Source organism: Pseudomonas granadensis (assembly GCF_900105485.1).
GTDB lineage: Bacteria > Pseudomonadota > Gammaproteobacteria > Pseudomonadales > Pseudomonadaceae > Aquipseudomonas > Aquipseudomonas granadensis.
Genome location: NZ_LT629778.1, coordinates 3,947,928 through 3,962,553 on the forward strand (window position 1 = coordinate 3,947,928; position 14,626 = coordinate 3,962,553).

A 14,626-nucleotide genomic window follows, 5' to 3' on the forward strand; every position below is an offset into this window, starting at 1 on the left:
ACAAACCCAAAGCCAACCACCCGCTTCTAACCACTCAACAATGAGCGTTAGCTCGAGTGCTCTTGATCTTGATCTTGCCTAACCAGCGACATCGGAAGGCTGAGCGGAGGGATCGATCCGGGGGTGGGAGCGCAGCGACCGTCTGGCGTAGCCAGACACAGCGGACGTAGGTGCAGCGCAGCAAACCGTAGCCGCTGCGCCCGGATCGATCCCGGAGCGAAGGGACCCGAGCCTGCGAGGGCCGAACGCAGGAGCAAGCGTTTTGGGTTACCTTTTTGGCGTTTGAAAAAGGTGACTCGCCGTAAGGGCGAAACCGCCAGCCGCCACACCAAAAAAAACGGATATTCACCCAAAACACCCAAAGCCTGGTCAGCCCAGAGGCCGCCAAGGCTCAATCAAAGCCGAAAATGCCCAACCATGGACCTCAACTCCCCCCCCAACTGCGCCAGCTCAACACTCGAAGCCGCATTCCCCCGCATCGCAATCGACGACTGATCGGCACTCGCACGAATACTCGTCACACTGCGATTGATCTCCTCCGCCACCGAACTCTGCTCCTCTGCCGCCGCCGCAATCTGCTGATTCATCTGCTGAATCAACGACACCGCGACCGCAATGCTCCCCAGCGCACTCTCGGTCTGCAACGCATCACTGACCGCCAGCTTCACCAGTTCGCCGCTGCTCTGAATCTGCTGCACCGACGACTGCGCCGCTGAGCGCAACGCACTGACCAGCCGCTCAATCTCCTCAGTCGATTGCTGCGTACGCCGCGCCAATGCACGGACTTCATCGGCCACCACCGCGAAGCCCCTACCCTGCTCCCCGGCCCGTGCCGCCTCGATCGCGGCATTCAATGCCAATAGATTGGTCTGCTCGGCGACGCTCTTGATCACCTCCAGCACCGTGCCGATATTCTGAATTTCAGCACTGAGACTTTCGATGCTTGAACTGGCGGAAGTTGCGGAATCGGCCAACTGCTCAATCCGCGCCATGCTCTGTCGCACCACCTGCTGGCCACTCTCGACCTTGTCATCCGCGGTCTGCGCGGCCAACGCCGCCTCCTCGGCATTGCGTGCCACGTCGTGCACCGTGGCGGTCATCTGGTTCATCGCGGTGGCGACCTGCTCGGTCTCTTCCTTCTGGCTGCTCACCTCAAGGTTGGTCTGCTCGGTGACCGCCGACAACGATTGCGCCGAACTGGCCAGTTGTTCGATCCCCGCCTGCAAACCGCTGACGATGGTGCTCAGCCCCGCGCCCATCTGCTGCATCGCCAGCATCAATTGGCCAATCTCGTCGCGCCGGGTCACTTGCACGCTGGCACTCAAGTCGCCGGCAGCGATCTGCTGCGCCACCTGAATCACGCTGCGCAACGGTGCGACGATCAGCCGGGTGATGAACCATGCAGCAAGTACCCCGACCAACAACGCCAGGGCCGAGGAGCCAATGATCAACAGCGAATTCTTCTTCAGCTCTGCCTGCATCGCGGCGTCCTCGGCGACATAAGCCTGATTCACCCGCTCGACCACCTGCTCAGCACGCTGATGCAATTGTTCATAGACCGTTTTTTCCTGATCCAGCAAACCGGTGTATTCGGCAAGCTTGTCGTTGAACCCGGCGATATGCCCGGACACTTCGTTGAGCACGGTCAGATAGCCCTCGTCCTTGACCGTGGTTTTCAGCTCTTCGGCCTGCGTCTGCGCTTGCGCCGCCTGTTCGATGTTGCCCTTGCCGGCGCTGTCGGCGTCGCCCTTGCGACTTTGATCGAGACGAACCCGGGCCTCATTCATCGCCTGCAACATCAGGCGCGATACCTGGCTGACCTGACTGGCTTGTTCAATGAACTGCACCCCATCCTTGCCCTCGGTGTCCTTCAGGGTATACGCGCCATCGTCGGCCAGCCCGGCCTGCAGCACGTCCAGGTTATTAGCCACGCTGGATACCGACCAACTGGCCATCTCCAGCGCAAGATCCTTGGCCTGGCTCAGCGATACGAATTCATCGAACGCCTTGCGATAGGCGCCCAGCGACTGCTCGACATCGTTCATCACCGACACATTGGCCGGCGTGCGCGCCTTGAGCTCGTTAGCCAGGGCCACCAGACCGTCCACGCCTTCCCGCAGGGCATCGGCCGTCTTCGGGTTGCCGTGCAAGGCATAATCCTGTTCGAGCAGGCGCACCTTGAGCAGACCGCTATTGAGCGAGGACATCTGCTTCAGCCCGTCGAAGCGCAGGCTGATGGTCTGCAGGGACCAGACGCCAATCGCCGCCACCAGAGCGGTCAAGAGCAAGACCAACACAAACCCGATTCCCAGTTTTTTCGCCATACCGAGGTTGGCGAAACGTCCTTGCATGGCCGAAATCATTGCGCGAGCCCTCTGCCATTGTCAGTAAAGCGAAGAGTCGCAACGGCCAGGAACCAGCACAAGTCTCTGCCGTCGCAATAATGGCAAAAAGCTACAGCCGCGTCGTTTTCAGAACACTGGAGGTCGATCCGAACCGGTGTTGCGGAAAAACTGCCGAGCCCGTGGGTCGCAGGCGTACGCCACGTTGATGCGATGCCAGTCACCCGATTCGCCGCTGGGACTGAACGCATTCACGTTCGCCAGCATCACGCCACACCGCTGGGCCTGGCCGCGAACCAGGCCCTGATCGGCCGTCCGCGCGCGCGCCCAGATAAACAACCCACCCGCCGGCCGGCCGAACACCTCCCAGTCGGCGTCTTCCAGCGCCTGCAAAGCCGCGGCGCGATCAGCATTCAAGCGCTGCCGCTGGCGCTGCACCAGCTTACGGTAAGCACCACTGGCCAACAGCGTTGCCAGCACCGCCTCGGAAAATCGCGACACCCCAAGTCCACTGACCATTTTGACCTGAGCCAGGCGCCTGACCAGCTCACTGTCTGCGAGGACAAACCCGACCCGCAAGGAACTGCTCAGCGTCTTGGAAAAACTGCCCACATAAATCACTCGACTATCATCGTCCAGCGCAGCCAGACGCGTACCGTGACCTGTGTGCAGGTCGGCGTAGACATCATCCTCGATCAGGCGCAGGTCATGAAGCCTGCTCAATTGCAGGATACGTTGCGCCACGCCCGGCGACAGGCAACTGCCGGTAGGATTGTGGTGATGACTGTTGATGAACATCGCCGCCGGCCGGAACTGCTGCAGCAAAGCTTCAAGCGCTTCGACATCCGGCCCGTTCTGCGTACGACGCACCTCCAGCATGCGCACGCCATGCAGGCGCAGCAGATCGAACAACGGCGCATACCCCGGCGTCTCAACCACCACACAATCGCCGGCCTTGAACAACGTGCGCACGATCAGATCCAGCGCATGACTGGCGCCGCCGGTACTCAACAACTGCGCACTGCCAGCGTCGATATCCAGCCGCTTCAAGCGCCTGATAATCTGCTCACGCAACGCTGGCAACCCAAGCGGCGTGCTGTAATTGAACAGACTGGCCATGTCCGTACGTGCCACCTCACGCAACGCATAACTGAGATCGTCCGGCTCACGCCAGCTCTGCGGCAAACCACCGCAACCCAACTTCAAGCCACCGCCGACATCGCAAACCGCATCGCACCAGCCATAGCGCCCGCCAGACAATTCAGGATCAACATCGGCGCCACCCATCGACGGCGAAGCAGCAACCACAAACCCGGTCCCCTGGCATGAGCTCAGAACCCCCTGCGACACCAACCGCTCACAGGCCTCGACAACACACGAATGACTCAGCAGATTGCCCCGGGCAATCTGCCGGGCAGAAGGCAAACGAGTGGCGGGTGGCACACCACTTTGCAGAATCCAATCCGTCAGCCCATCAACAATCTGCTGCACGACCGGCACCATTGCCTGTCGATCAATTCTCAATTCCATGAGCAAGCAAACTCCTGTCCGTTTTGCTGACCGCAGTAAAACACAGCCACGCCGCACAGCCTGTGCGACAACGCCGCCAAAAGCGACCGATCTAACGGCTTGATACACATTGTTTAAAGGGATACACGGAATTGAGCGGCATCAACGAAAAGCCAAAATCAAAAGCGCCCTCACCCTAGCCCTCTCCCGGAGGGAGAGGGGACTGACCGAGGTGGATGTGAGAGATAACGCCAACCTGCAATACCGAGTCGAACGCAAGCTTTGAATGGCCCACAAATCGGTCCCTCTCCCTCGGGAGAGGGCTGGGGTGAGGGGTGAAAACACCATAAATCCCAAGCCAACCACCCGCTTCTAACCACTCAACAATGAGCGTTAGCTCGAGTGCCCTTGACCTTGATCTTGCCTAACCAGCGACATCGGAAGGCTGAGTGGAGGGATCGATCCGGGCGTGGGAGCGCAGCGACCGTCTGGCGCAGCCAGACACAGCGGACGTAGGTGCAGCGAAGCAAACCGTAGCCGCTGCGCCCGGATCGATCCCGCAGCGAAGGGACCCGAGCCTGCGAGGGCCGTACGTAGGAGCAAGCGTTTTTTGCTTACTTTTTTTGGCGCTTGTAAAAAAGTAAGTCGCCGTCAGGCGAAACCGCCAGCCGAAGCACCCGAAGCAACGGATATTCACCCAAAACCCAAAACCCCCAAAACTCAGAACGCCGTAACCCCCCCATCCACCGCCAACGAATGCCCCGTCGTAAATGCCGCCCCATCACTGCACAAATACAACACCGCGCTGGCAATCTCCCCGACCGTACCAATGCGCCCCACCGGATGCATGGCATTGGCAAATTCGCCCTTCTTCGGGTCCGCCTCATAAGCACGACGGAACATATCCGTATCGATTACCGCCGGACACACCGCATTGACGCGGATCTTCTTCTTTGCATACTCGATCGCCGCCGACTTGGTCAGCCCGATCACAGCATGCTTGGACGCCGCATAAATACTCATCTTCGGCGCCGCACCCAACCCCGCCACCGACGCCGTATTGACGATCGCCCCGCCGCCCTGCGCCAGCAGCAATGGCAACTGATACTTCATGCACAGCCAGACGCCTTTGACGTTGACCCCCATGATCGCATCGAACTCATCCATCGAACCGTCGGCCAGTTTGCCCTTCTCGATCTCGATGCCGGCGTTGTTGAAGGCGTAATCGAGACGGCCGTAGGTATTGATGACTTCGTCCATCAGATTTTTAACATCGCTCTCGACGGTCACGTCGCAACGCACGAAGGATGCTTCGCCACCGGCAGTACGAATCAGCGCCACCGTGCCCTCGCCGCCTGCCGCATCGAAGTCGGCGACCACTACTTTCAGGCCCTCGGCAGCAAACGCCTGAGCGGTCGCGCGGCCGATGCCGTTGGCCGCTCCGGTAACGACAGCGACTTGACCGGAAAACGTCATGCTCATGCGGGTGTCCTCGAACGCTGGATATGCCGAAACGGCTGGAATGTGCTGAGTGGCAGCATAGCCATCGCGCTCGGTCGCACGTCAGCACTATCCACACAGCGGTTATGCGCCCATGAACCGCAGTGATTAACCCATAACCTGAACTATCACCGCACTGGATCGACGTGCATTCGCCGCGTCAGCCAACCTTGCACCATCGCCGCCGAGGGTCTATCAACAAAGCTTCATTCCGTTCGAGTGCCTGTCATGACCAACCAGACCAATCGCCAGTTCCTGCTCGCCAAACGCCCGGTGGGTGCGGCCAGCCGCGAGACCTTTACCTATCAGGAAGTGCCGGTCGGCGAACCGGCTGAAGGACAGATTCTGGTGAAGAACGAATACCTGTCCCTGGACCCGGCCATGCGCGGCTGGATGAACGAGGGCAAGTCCTACATTCCGCCGGTCGGTATCGGTGAAGTCATGCGTGCGCTGGGCGTAGGAAAAGTCATGGCTTCGAACAATCCGGGCTTTGCTGTCGGCGACTACGTCAACGGCGCCATCGGCGTGCAGGATTATTTCCTCGGCGAGCCAAGAGGTTTCTACAAGGTCGATCCGAAACTGGCCCCGCTGCCGGTGTATCTGTCCGCGCTGGGCATGACCGGCATGACCGCCTACTTCGCCCTGCTTGATGTCGGCGCGCCAAAGGCTGGCGACACCGTGGTGCTGTCCGGTGCGGCCGGCGCGGTGGGCAGCGTTGCCGGGCAGATCGCCAAGCTCAAGGGTTGCCGGGTGGTCGGCATTGCCGGTGGCGCCGACAAGTGCAAGTTTCTCATCGACGAACTGGGCTTTGACGGTGCCATCGATTACAAGAGCGAAGACGTTATTGCCGGGCTTAAACGCGAATGCCCGAAGGGCGTCGACGTGTATTTCGACAACGTCGGCGGTGACATTCTCGACGCGGTGTTGAGCCGCTTGAACATGAAGGCGCGCGTGGTGATCTGCGGCGCGATCAGCCAGTACAACAACAAAGAAGCGGTCAAAGGCCCGGCCAATTACCTGTCGCTGCTGGTCAATCGCGCGCGGATGGAAGGCTTCGTGGTGATGGACTACGCCGCACAGTACGCCAGCGCCGCGCAGGAAATGGCCGGGTGGATGGCCAAGGGGCAACTGAAGAGCAAGGAAGATATCGTCGAAGGCCTGGAGACGTTCCCGGAAACCTTGATGAAATTGTTCAACGGCGGGAATTTCGGCAAGTTGGTACTGAAGGTCTAAATTCACCGCAAAACAAATGTAGGAGTGAGCCTGCTCGCGATAGCGGTGTGTCAGTCACGACGTATGTAACTGTCAGACCGCTATCGCGAGCAGGCTCACTCCTACACGCAGATACGTGTTGCTCAGGCGATCTCGGCCACAACCGAAGCCAGCGCCTGGGCCGGATCGGCTGCCTGGCTGATCGGACGGCCAATCACCAGATAATCGGAACCGGCATCCAGCGCCTGACGTGGGGTCAGAATGCGGCGCTGGTCGTCCTGCGCGCTACCGGCCGGACGAATCCCCGGAGTCACCAGTTGCAATGACGGGTGCGCGGTTTTCAGCGCGGTGGCTTCAAGTGCCGAGCAGACCAGACCGTCCATTCCGGCTTTCTCGGCCAGTGCCGCCAGACGCAGCACCTGTTCCTGCGGCTCGATGTCCAGACCGATGCCGGCCAGATCCTCGCGCTCCATGCTGGTCAGCACGGTCACGCCGATCAGCAATGGCTGCGGGCCGCTGCGTTTGGCGAGCTCTTCACGGCAGGCCGCCATCATGCGCAGGCCACCGGAGCAATGCACGTTGACCATCCACACGCCCATCTCCGCAGCGGCTTTCACGGCCATCGCGGTGGTGTTGGGAATGTCATGGAATTTCAGATCGAGAAACACTTCGAAACCCTTGTCACGCAGGGTGCCGACGATTTCCGCCGCGCAACTGGTAAACAGTTCCTTGCCCACTTTGACCCGGCACAGCTTCGGGTCCAACTGGTCGGCCAGCTTCAGTGCGGCGTCACGGGTGGGGAAATCCAGGGCGACGATGATGGGAGTCTGGCAGGCGGACATGAATGGGCTCTCAGGCAGGTCGAAATCGGCGCGCATTGTAGCGGAACCGGCGGCAGCGCGGCACCCGATGATCGGTAAATCGTCGCGCCGACGCTGATCAGCATAGCGCTCGCTGCTATTGTGTCGACTTCGATACACAGCCGACACGCCGCCAACATGCACCCGCATTAGTCTCGCCAGCCGCAACACGTCCTTACAACAGCACTTCCCGCCTCACGGCCGGACGCCTATGCTGAAAACCACCACCTCGCAGCCCATCTTTGTGGTTGGCGGCCTACTGGCAGACGAACAGCCTCATGCACACCACCCAAACGCCCCTGATGGATGAGCCCAAAGACGACAAACGCTGGAGCATTCGTGCCCTGATCGTTGACGACGACGTGCCGATCCGCGAGTTGATGATCGATTACCTCGCCCGCTTCAATATCCACGCCAGCGGTGTCACCGACGGTGCAGCCATGCGCCAGGCGATGCAGGCCGAACATTTCGACGTCGTGGTGCTGGATCTCATGCTGCCCGGCGAAGACGGTTTGTCGCTGTGCCGCTGGCTACGCGCCGAATCGGATATTCCGATCCTGATGCTCACTGCCCGCTGCGAACCCACCGACCGCATCATCGGCCTCGAACTCGGCGCCGACGACTACATGGCCAAGCCGTTCGAGCCGCGCGAACTGGTGGCGCGCATCCAGACGATTCTGCGCCGCGTGCGCGACGACCGCAGCGAACAGCGAGCCAATATCCGTTTCGATAACTGGCGCCTGAACAGCGTCATGCGCCAGTTGATTGCCGACAATGGCCTGGTGGTGCCGCTGTCCAACGCTGAATTCCGCCTGCTCTGGGTGTTTATCGAACGTCCGCGCCGGGTGCTCAGCCGCGAACAATTGCTCGACGCCGCCCGCGGCCGCTCGATCGAAGCATTCGACCGCAGCATCGATTTGCTGGTGTCGCGCCTGCGGCAGAAACTCGGCGATGACCCGAAAGCGCCACATCTGATCAAAACCGTGCGCGGTGAGGGTTATCTGTTCGACGCACGGGACATCGGCTGATGCGGGCGCGCTTCGACACACTGTTCGGGCGCCTGTTCGGCGTGCTATTCGTGGCGATCGTCCTCGCGCACCTGCTGGCGTTCACCTGGTTCCGCCTGTACGGCCCGCCCCCGCCTCCACCACCGCCGGAGTTTTCCCAAGGTGCGGAGGGGCAACAGTCGCCGCCCGACGCGCGTTACCCGCACCGCCCGCCGCGCCCATGGTTCGGTGGCCCGGTGGTGCCGCTGACGTTTCAGTTCATTACCTTGATGATCGCGGCGTGGTACGGCGCCAAACTGCTCAGCCGCCCGATTCAGCGTCTGAGCGATGCCGCCGAACGCCTCAGCGAGGATCTCGACAGCCCGCCACTCGACGAGTCCGGCCCACGCGAAGCGCGACAAGCGGCCTCCACCTTCAACCTGATGCAACGGCGTATTCGCGAACAAGTCCAGCAACGCGCCCGCATGCTCGGCGCCGTCTCCCACGACCTGCGCACGCCGCTGTCACGACTGAAACTGCGTCTGGAAAACATCAGCGACGAAAAGCTTCAGGGCCAGATGCGTCAGGATCTGGACGACATGATCAGCATGCTCGACGCCACCCTCACCTACCTCCACGAACAGCGCATCAGCGAAGCCGTGCAACTGATGGACGTGCAGGCGCTGGTCGAGTCGCTGTGCGAAAACGCCCAGGACCAGGGTGCCGACGTGCAAGTCAGTGGTCATTGCGCCCCGTTGCCGGTACAGCCGATGGCACTGCGTTCGTGCCTCAACAACCTGCTCGACAACGCCCTGCGATACGCCGGCCAGGCGCGCATCGAACTGCACGATCACCACGAACAAGTGCAGATCCACGTAATCGACCATGGCCCGGGGATTGCCGAAAACCAGCGTGAAGCCGTGTTCGAGCCCTTTTACCGACTGGAAGGCTCACGCAACCGCAACTCCGGCGGCGTCGGCCTGGGCATGACCATTGCTCGCGAAGCTGCACAGCGTTTGGGTGGGCAGTTGAATCTGGAAGAAACCCCGGGGGGCGGCCTGACTGCGGTGATTCGCCTGCCGCGGACCTGAAAACACAATGCTCCCCGGTAGAACGTAGAAGTATCTGGATATGGCGGCTTGAGTTGAGCCGGCTGTTGCGGTCAGCCAATGAAAAGCCCCCTCACCCTAGCCCTCTCCCAAAGGGAGAGGGAACTGACCGGGGTGATTGGGAGAGTTATGCCGACCCGAAATACCGAGTCGTACTCAATTTCCAAAGCCAACGCAGATCGGCTCCCTCTCCAGGGGGAGAGGGCTGGGGTGAGGGGCAGCCACACCAACAATCCAAAGCCAACCACCCGCTTCTAACCACTCATTACAATGAGCGCCAGCTCGAGTGCCCTTGATCTTGCCTAACCAGCGACATCGGAAGGCTGAGCGGAGGGATTGATCCGGGCGTGGGAGCGCAGCGACCGTCTGGCGCAGCCAGACACAGCGGAAGGAGGTGCAGCGAAGCAAACCGTAGCCGCTGCGCCCGGATCGATCCCGCAGCGAAGGGACCCGAGCCTGCGAGGGCCGAACGCAGGAGCAAAGCCTTTTGGTTCCTTTTTGGCGTCTGAAAAAGGGACTCGCCGTAAGGGCGAAACCGCCAGCCGCAACACCCGCAGCAACGGATATTCACCCAAAACACCAAGAGCCTGGTCGGCCCAGAGGCCGCCAAGGCCAAGAAAAAAACGACCTACCGCCGCTCCTCGACCCGCCCCTGACTCTTGCTCCAGTCCGTCAACAAACTATAAGCCACCGCCAACAACGTCGGCCCGATAAACAACCCGATAAACCCAAACGCAATCAACCCGCCAAATACCCCAAGCAACACAATCACCAGCGGCAGGTTCCCCCCGCGACTGATCAGATACGGCTTGAGCACGTTGTCCACACCACTGATGATGAACGTGCCCCAGATTCCCAGAAACACCGCCATCCCGTACTCGCCCTTCCAGGCCAGCCAGGCCGTGGCCGGCACCCACACCAGCGGTGGCCCCATCGGAATCAGACTGAGCAGAAAGGTCACGATCCCCAGCACCAGCGCGCCCGGTACCCCGGCAATCAGAAATCCGATCAACGCCAGAACCGCCTGCGCCGCCGCTGTACCGATCACCCCGTTGACCACCCGCTGCACCGTACCCGCCACCAGTTCGATGTAATAGCCGGCACGCTCGCCGATCAAGCGTTCCAGCAGACTGTGCACGAACGCCGCCAGCCGTGGCCCGTCACGGTAGAAAAAGAACACGAAGACAATACTCAACGTCAGCTCGAGAATACCGCCGCCGATCTGCGCACTGCGCGCCAGCAGCCAGTTACCGACCTGCCCCAGATAAGGCTTTATCGACACCATCAGCGCCGCGCCCTGCTGATCGATGCTGTTCCACAACCCCACCAGCCGTTCCCCCACAAACGGCAAAGCCCCGAGCCAGTCCGGCGCCTCCAGCAGCCCGTCGACCTGCACATCCTTGATGAATGCGGTGGCATCGCGCACATGATCGGCAAGATTGAAGCCCAGCCAGACCAGCGGCGCGGCTACCAGCAGCATCCAGCCCAGGGTCAGAATGGCCGCGGCCAGCGACTCACGGCCATTGAGCCAGCGCGTCAACAGGCGCATCAGCGGCCAACTGGCGAACGCCAGCACCGCGCCCCAGAACAGCGCCGACCAGAACGGCGCCATTACCCACAGGCTGGCCCCGAACAGCACCAGCAGGAGGATTTGCACCAGCAGGCGATCGTTATTGAGCATGTGAGATCTCGGAAAAATCAGTCAGGCAAAGAGTAGGCGAACACGCCGTGCATGTTCGCCCGGTAGCTTATCGCAACAGGTCGATGCGCAGACCTTTGCCTTCGACAGTGCCGGTTTCCATGCGCGCCGCTCGCACTCCCTGACTGATCAGCGCCTGACGCCACGCTTCGGCCTTGGGCCCGGACAGCGTCACGCGCAACGTGGTATCGAGGTTGAGGCCACGGGAGATCAGCCTTAGCCAGGTATCATCCGGGGCATCGACGCGGTCCGGGAAATCCAGCTCGCCGGTGCTTTTGAGTTGGCGCAGCAGGGTTGCCGAGGTCGGCAGCAATTCGCCCAGTGGCGCCTGCGCCTCGAACTGCTCGACATGCAGATAGGCTTTGCGGTTGCCGCGAGTGATGCTGTACAGCGCCACCAGTGTGTTGTCCCGCGGTGCGGCCAGGCGCAACAGCAGATACGCCTGTTGCTCGTCGGCGCCATACAGTTTGGCGTTGCCGAATACCTCGTTGGCCCACAGGCTGCTTTCACCGCAATCACGCGCCTGACACCAGAACAGCAACTCGGCGTCCTGTTTTTGCAGGGCCTTGCGCGCCTCGGTGAAGGCTTCGGTGGCGGAATGTTCGGGCGGCAACTCGTAGGTGACCGCCGTGGTCTGGCCGCGTGCCGTGATCTGGCCGTCGAAGCGCAACTGGCCGCTGATCTTGCGGATCGAACCCAGCGGGTAGATCCGCTCAAGCTCGACTGGCGGGCGATAGTCGACGATCTGCGCGTCGGCCAGACGCGGCACGATCGGCAAATCCTGACTGCCCGGCACGTCGGCGGCGAACGAAACGGTGCTGAAACAACACAGTGCCCACAGACTGATTAAGCGCATCGTCAGGCTCATCGGATCGGCATGACTGGGTGATTCGGGGTCGCAGCGGTGTAGAAATCCATTGTTGTCGTCTCCCATTTCAACCCGACCAGCCTCGACAGTTGCCCGCTGCAAGTCAAGGAATGGCGAAGAAGCGATTGAAACAGTCTGCGACAAGATCCGCGCCGGCCTCATCGTTGAGGTGCAAATGATGCCCGCCCGCCAACTGTTCCCGGCTAAAGGGCAGACGCTCCAACAGCTCAGGATGTTTGGCCAGCATCCCCTCGGCCGCCACGACCAACTGCGCCGGACAAGCGATGCGCGCGACAAAAGCCAGCGCCTGTTCCTGGGTCAGGCGTAATGGCGAGGGCAAAGTCAGGCGATTGTCGGTGCGCCACGTGTAACCGCCGGGCACCGGCATCAGGCCGCGCTGGGCCAGCAGCTCGGCCGCCTCCCGACTCACGGCTACCAGCCCTTTCATGCGCGCTTCGATGGCGCGGTCGAGGGTCGGATAGACCGGTTTGCGCTTGTCACGCAGATCCAGCTGCGCTTGCAGGGCCATGCCCATGCGTTCGGCAGCATTTTCGCCTTTGTCTGTAGGCGGAATCACACCGTCGATCAGCGCCAGATGGCTGATGCGCTCCGGTAATGAGCCAGCCAACACCAGCGAGACGATTGCGCCCATGGAATGCCCGAGCAGGCCGAAACGCTTCCAGCCCAATTGCTCAGCGACCTGCAGCACATCGTGGGCGTAATCCCACAGCGCATATCCGGCACCGTTCGGCCGGTGCCCGGAGTGACCGTGCCCGGCCATGTCCAGCGCGATGATGCGCAATCCCTTGAGCCTGGGTGCCAGACGCGCAAAGCTGTTGGCGTTGTCGAGCCAGCCATGCAGGGCAATGACCGGCAAGCCGTCCTCAGGACCGAACAAATGCGCGGCCAGCTCGATATGCGGCAGGCTCAGGCGCACTTCTTCGAAGATCGGGCTCATGCGCAGTCCTTGTCCTGACGGGTTTGCCAGCGGCTGAACAGGGTCTTCAACAAGCGTGCCGTATCCTGCGGGCGTTCGAGCGGGAACATGTGCCCGCCGGGCATGCTCAACGCCTCGCCCTGGGCCAGGCGCGAAACGAAACGGGTGTGATGACGCATCACCACGCGGCTCTTGTGCCCGCGCACCACCGCCAGCGGCACCTGCAATTGCCGGGTATGAGCGGGACTGGTGTGCGGCACGCCGCGATAGATGCTGATTTCGGTGGCCGGATCGAAACGCAGGCGCAATTTGTCGCCGACCTTGTGCAAACCGTGGTGCAGGTAGGCGTCGAAGCATTCCGGGTCAAAACCGCGAAACAGTGTCTTGCCGGCAAAATAACTGCGCGCGCTGTCGAGGTCGGCGAACTCTTCGCGCCGGCCCAATGTGCGTCCGGCGGGCGTCAAGCGGTCGATAAAACCAAAGCGCTTGGCCGCACGGATGACCCATTGATCGGTGCGGGTCAGCACCGGCGAATCGAGCATCACCACACCGCGATACAACTCGGGGCAACGCAGCGCCGCGTGCAGGTGCAGCACACCGCCAAACGAATGGCCGACGCCCCACACTGGCTGATCCTGTTGCTGCAAGTGATGGATGAGTTCGTCGACGAGGTTGTACCAGTTGTCGTCTGCGGGAAAACGCGGGTCGTGGGCATGCTGTTCCAGATGCGCTACCCGATATTCCGGCGCCAGCGCCGCGAACAACTTGCCATAGGTGCCCGAAGGGAAGCCGTTGGCGTGGGCGAAGAAGATCGGTTGCGACATGCTGGGCAAATCCATGGATGGAAAACGTGGCGTTGATTGTCCGTAAGAGCGGCGCTCACAGCAATGACTGTAAGTGCCAGGAATGATGACAGTCTGGTCAGGGTGATGGGTGTCAGTTGGATCGTCCCCCCTCACCCCAGCCCTCTCCCCCGAGGGGGCGAGGGGAAAGGGAGCCGATCGGGGGAGTATCCGGGACCTGAGCTCGACTCGATTTATCAGGTCGACGAGGATTGCGAAAACCACACGGTAGGCCCCCTCTCCCTCTGGGAGAGGGCTGGGGTGAGGGCTCGCCCTGACGGAACCCGATAAATGTCAACGCAGCGGCGGCTGCTCGCCCAACGGCACCACCGCCATGGTCAGACGCGACACACAACTGGCCTTGCCCTCATCGCTGGTCAGGCGGATGTCCCAGACATGCGTGGTGCGGCCAATATGGATCGGCCTGGCCACTGCCGTCACCCGGCCACTGCGCAAGCCGCGCAAGTGGTTGGCGTTGATCTCAAGCCCCACGCAATTAAATTTGCTCGCATCGATGCACAGATAACTGGCCATCGAACCGACCGTTTCCGCCAATACGACCGAGGCGCCGCCGTGCAGCAAGCCGTAGGGCTGATGGGTGCGATGGTCGATGACCATGCTCGCCGTCAGCGAGTCGTCATCGAACGCCTCGAAACGAATGTCGAGCAGTTCGCCGATGGTGTTTTTCTGAATCGCGTTCAACTGCTCGATATTCGGAGTGGTACGCCACACGCTCATCGCAGACTTCCTTTTGTTGTTCTG

12 protein-coding genes and 1 pseudogene are annotated in these 14,626 nt (G+C 61.3%); 3 read left to right on the forward strand and 10 right to left on the reverse strand.

Going from position 1 to position 14,626, the window contains the following annotated elements:
* Positions 1–395 precede the first annotated feature (395 nt).
* The 4 genes and pseudogenes from BLU52_RS27310 to BLU52_RS17480 form a co-directional block, all read right to left on the reverse strand.
* A complete protein-coding gene (locus BLU52_RS27310) occupies positions 396–1,277 on the reverse strand; it encodes a methyl-accepting chemotaxis protein (RefSeq protein WP_408003568.1) in 882 nt (293 codons plus the stop codon).
* A gap of 27 nt (positions 1,278–1,304) precedes the next feature.
* A pseudogene (locus tag BLU52_RS27315) lies at positions 1,305–2,363 on the reverse strand (HAMP domain-containing protein); the annotation flags it as partial.
* A gap of 108 nt (positions 2,364–2,471) precedes the next feature.
* Complete coding sequence (locus BLU52_RS17475) at positions 2,472–3,872, reverse strand: aminotransferase-like domain-containing protein (protein WP_090285261.1); 1,401 nt, start codon at positions 3,870–3,872, stop codon at positions 2,472–2,474.
* A gap of 699 nt (positions 3,873–4,571) precedes the next feature.
* On the reverse strand, positions 4,572–5,333 hold the full coding sequence (locus BLU52_RS17480) for an SDR family oxidoreductase (RefSeq protein WP_090285263.1): 762 nt from the start codon (positions 5,331–5,333) through the stop codon (positions 4,572–4,574).
* A 246-nt stretch (positions 5,334–5,579) separates the two neighbouring features.
* On the opposite strand from BLU52_RS17480, the gene BLU52_RS17485 reads away from it, so the two are divergent.
* Positions 5,580–6,584 (forward strand): NADP-dependent oxidoreductase, encoded by a 1,005-nt coding sequence (locus tag BLU52_RS17485; protein ID WP_090285265.1) that lies wholly within the window; start codon positions 5,580–5,582, stop codon positions 6,582–6,584.
* A gap of 122 nt (positions 6,585–6,706) precedes the next feature.
* On the opposite strand, the gene pyrF is transcribed toward BLU52_RS17485, so the two are convergent.
* The gene (gene pyrF, locus BLU52_RS17490) at positions 6,707–7,405 is read right to left on the reverse strand and encodes an orotidine-5'-phosphate decarboxylase (RefSeq protein ID WP_167359905.1); all 699 of its coding nucleotides are present in this window, start codon (positions 7,403–7,405) and stop codon (positions 6,707–6,709) included.
* 296 nt (positions 7,406–7,701) lie between these two features.
* On the opposite strand from pyrF, the gene BLU52_RS17495 reads away from it, so the two are divergent.
* A complete protein-coding gene (locus tag BLU52_RS17495; RefSeq protein ID WP_090285269.1) occupies positions 7,702–8,451 on the forward strand; it encodes a response regulator in 750 nt (249 codons plus the stop codon).
* A complete protein-coding gene (locus tag BLU52_RS17500; protein ID WP_090285271.1) occupies positions 8,451–9,500 on the forward strand; it encodes a sensor histidine kinase in 1,050 nt (349 codons plus the stop codon). Before BLU52_RS17495 ends, BLU52_RS17500 begins: the two co-directional genes overlap by 1 nt.
* Positions 9,501–10,146: 646 nt before the next feature.
* Here the strand turns inward: BLU52_RS17500 and BLU52_RS17505 are convergent.
* From BLU52_RS17505 to BLU52_RS17525, 5 genes are all read right to left on the reverse strand, one after another.
* Complete coding sequence (locus BLU52_RS17505; RefSeq protein WP_090285274.1) at positions 10,147–11,199, reverse strand: AI-2E family transporter; 1,053 nt, start codon at positions 11,197–11,199, stop codon at positions 10,147–10,149.
* Positions 11,200–11,266: 67 nt separating this feature from the next.
* The gene (locus BLU52_RS17510; protein ID WP_090285277.1) at positions 11,267–12,073 is read right to left on the reverse strand and encodes a DUF4892 domain-containing protein; all 807 of its coding nucleotides are present in this window, start codon (positions 12,071–12,073) and stop codon (positions 11,267–11,269) included.
* 115 nt (positions 12,074–12,188) lie between these two features.
* Positions 12,189–13,043 carry an alpha/beta hydrolase gene (locus tag BLU52_RS17515; RefSeq protein ID WP_090285279.1) on the reverse strand — a complete coding sequence of 285 codons (855 nt, stop codon included), beginning with the start codon at positions 13,041–13,043 and terminating at the stop codon, positions 12,189–12,191.
* Positions 13,040–13,846, reverse strand: coding sequence for an alpha/beta fold hydrolase (locus BLU52_RS17520; protein ID WP_090285281.1), 807 nt, complete (start codon positions 13,844–13,846; stop codon positions 13,040–13,042). Before BLU52_RS17520 ends, BLU52_RS17515 begins: the two co-directional genes overlap by 4 nt.
* A 312-nt stretch (positions 13,847–14,158) precedes the next feature.
* Positions 14,159–14,602, reverse strand: a complete 444-nt coding sequence (locus BLU52_RS17525; protein ID WP_090285283.1) for a hotdog fold thioesterase — start codon at positions 14,600–14,602, stop codon at positions 14,159–14,161.
* Positions 14,603–14,626 lie beyond the last annotated feature (24 nt).

Bases quoted from the DNA above. Each gene is read 5' to 3' on its own strand.
- BLU52_RS17485 (WP_090285265.1), top strand. From the start codon at position 5,580: ATGACCAACCAGACCAATCGCCAGTTCCTGCTCGCCAAACGCCCGGTG.
- BLU52_RS17480 (WP_090285263.1), bottom strand. From the start codon at position 5,333: ATGAGCATGACGTTTTCCGGTCAAGTCGCTGTCGTTACCGGAGCGGCC.
- pyrF (WP_167359905.1), bottom strand. From the start codon at position 7,405: ATGTCCGCCTGCCAGACTCCCATCATCGTCGCCCTGGATTTCCCCACC.
- BLU52_RS17525 (WP_090285283.1), bottom strand. From the start codon at position 14,602: ATGAGCGTGTGGCGTACCACTCCGAATATCGAGCAGTTGAACGCGATT.
- BLU52_RS17520 (WP_090285281.1), bottom strand. From the start codon at position 13,846: ATGTCGCAACCGATCTTCTTCGCCCACGCCAACGGCTTCCCTTCGGGC.
- BLU52_RS17495 (WP_090285269.1), top strand. From the start codon at position 7,702: ATGCACACCACCCAAACGCCCCTGATGGATGAGCCCAAAGACGACAAA.
- BLU52_RS17515 (WP_090285279.1), bottom strand. From the start codon at position 13,043: ATGAGCCCGATCTTCGAAGAAGTGCGCCTGAGCCTGCCGCATATCGAG.
- BLU52_RS17500 (WP_090285271.1), top strand. From the start codon at position 8,451: ATGCGGGCGCGCTTCGACACACTGTTCGGGCGCCTGTTCGGCGTGCTA.
- BLU52_RS27310 (WP_408003568.1), bottom strand. From the start codon at position 1,277: ATGCTGGCGATGCAGCAGATGGGCGCGGGGCTGAGCACCATCGTCAGC.
- BLU52_RS17505 (WP_090285274.1), bottom strand. From the start codon at position 11,199: ATGCTCAATAACGATCGCCTGCTGGTGCAAATCCTCCTGCTGGTGCTG.
- BLU52_RS17510 (WP_090285277.1), bottom strand. From the start codon at position 12,073: ATGCGCTTAATCAGTCTGTGGGCACTGTGTTGTTTCAGCACCGTTTCG.
- BLU52_RS17475 (WP_090285261.1), bottom strand. From the start codon at position 3,872: ATGGAATTGAGAATTGATCGACAGGCAATGGTGCCGGTCGTGCAGCAG.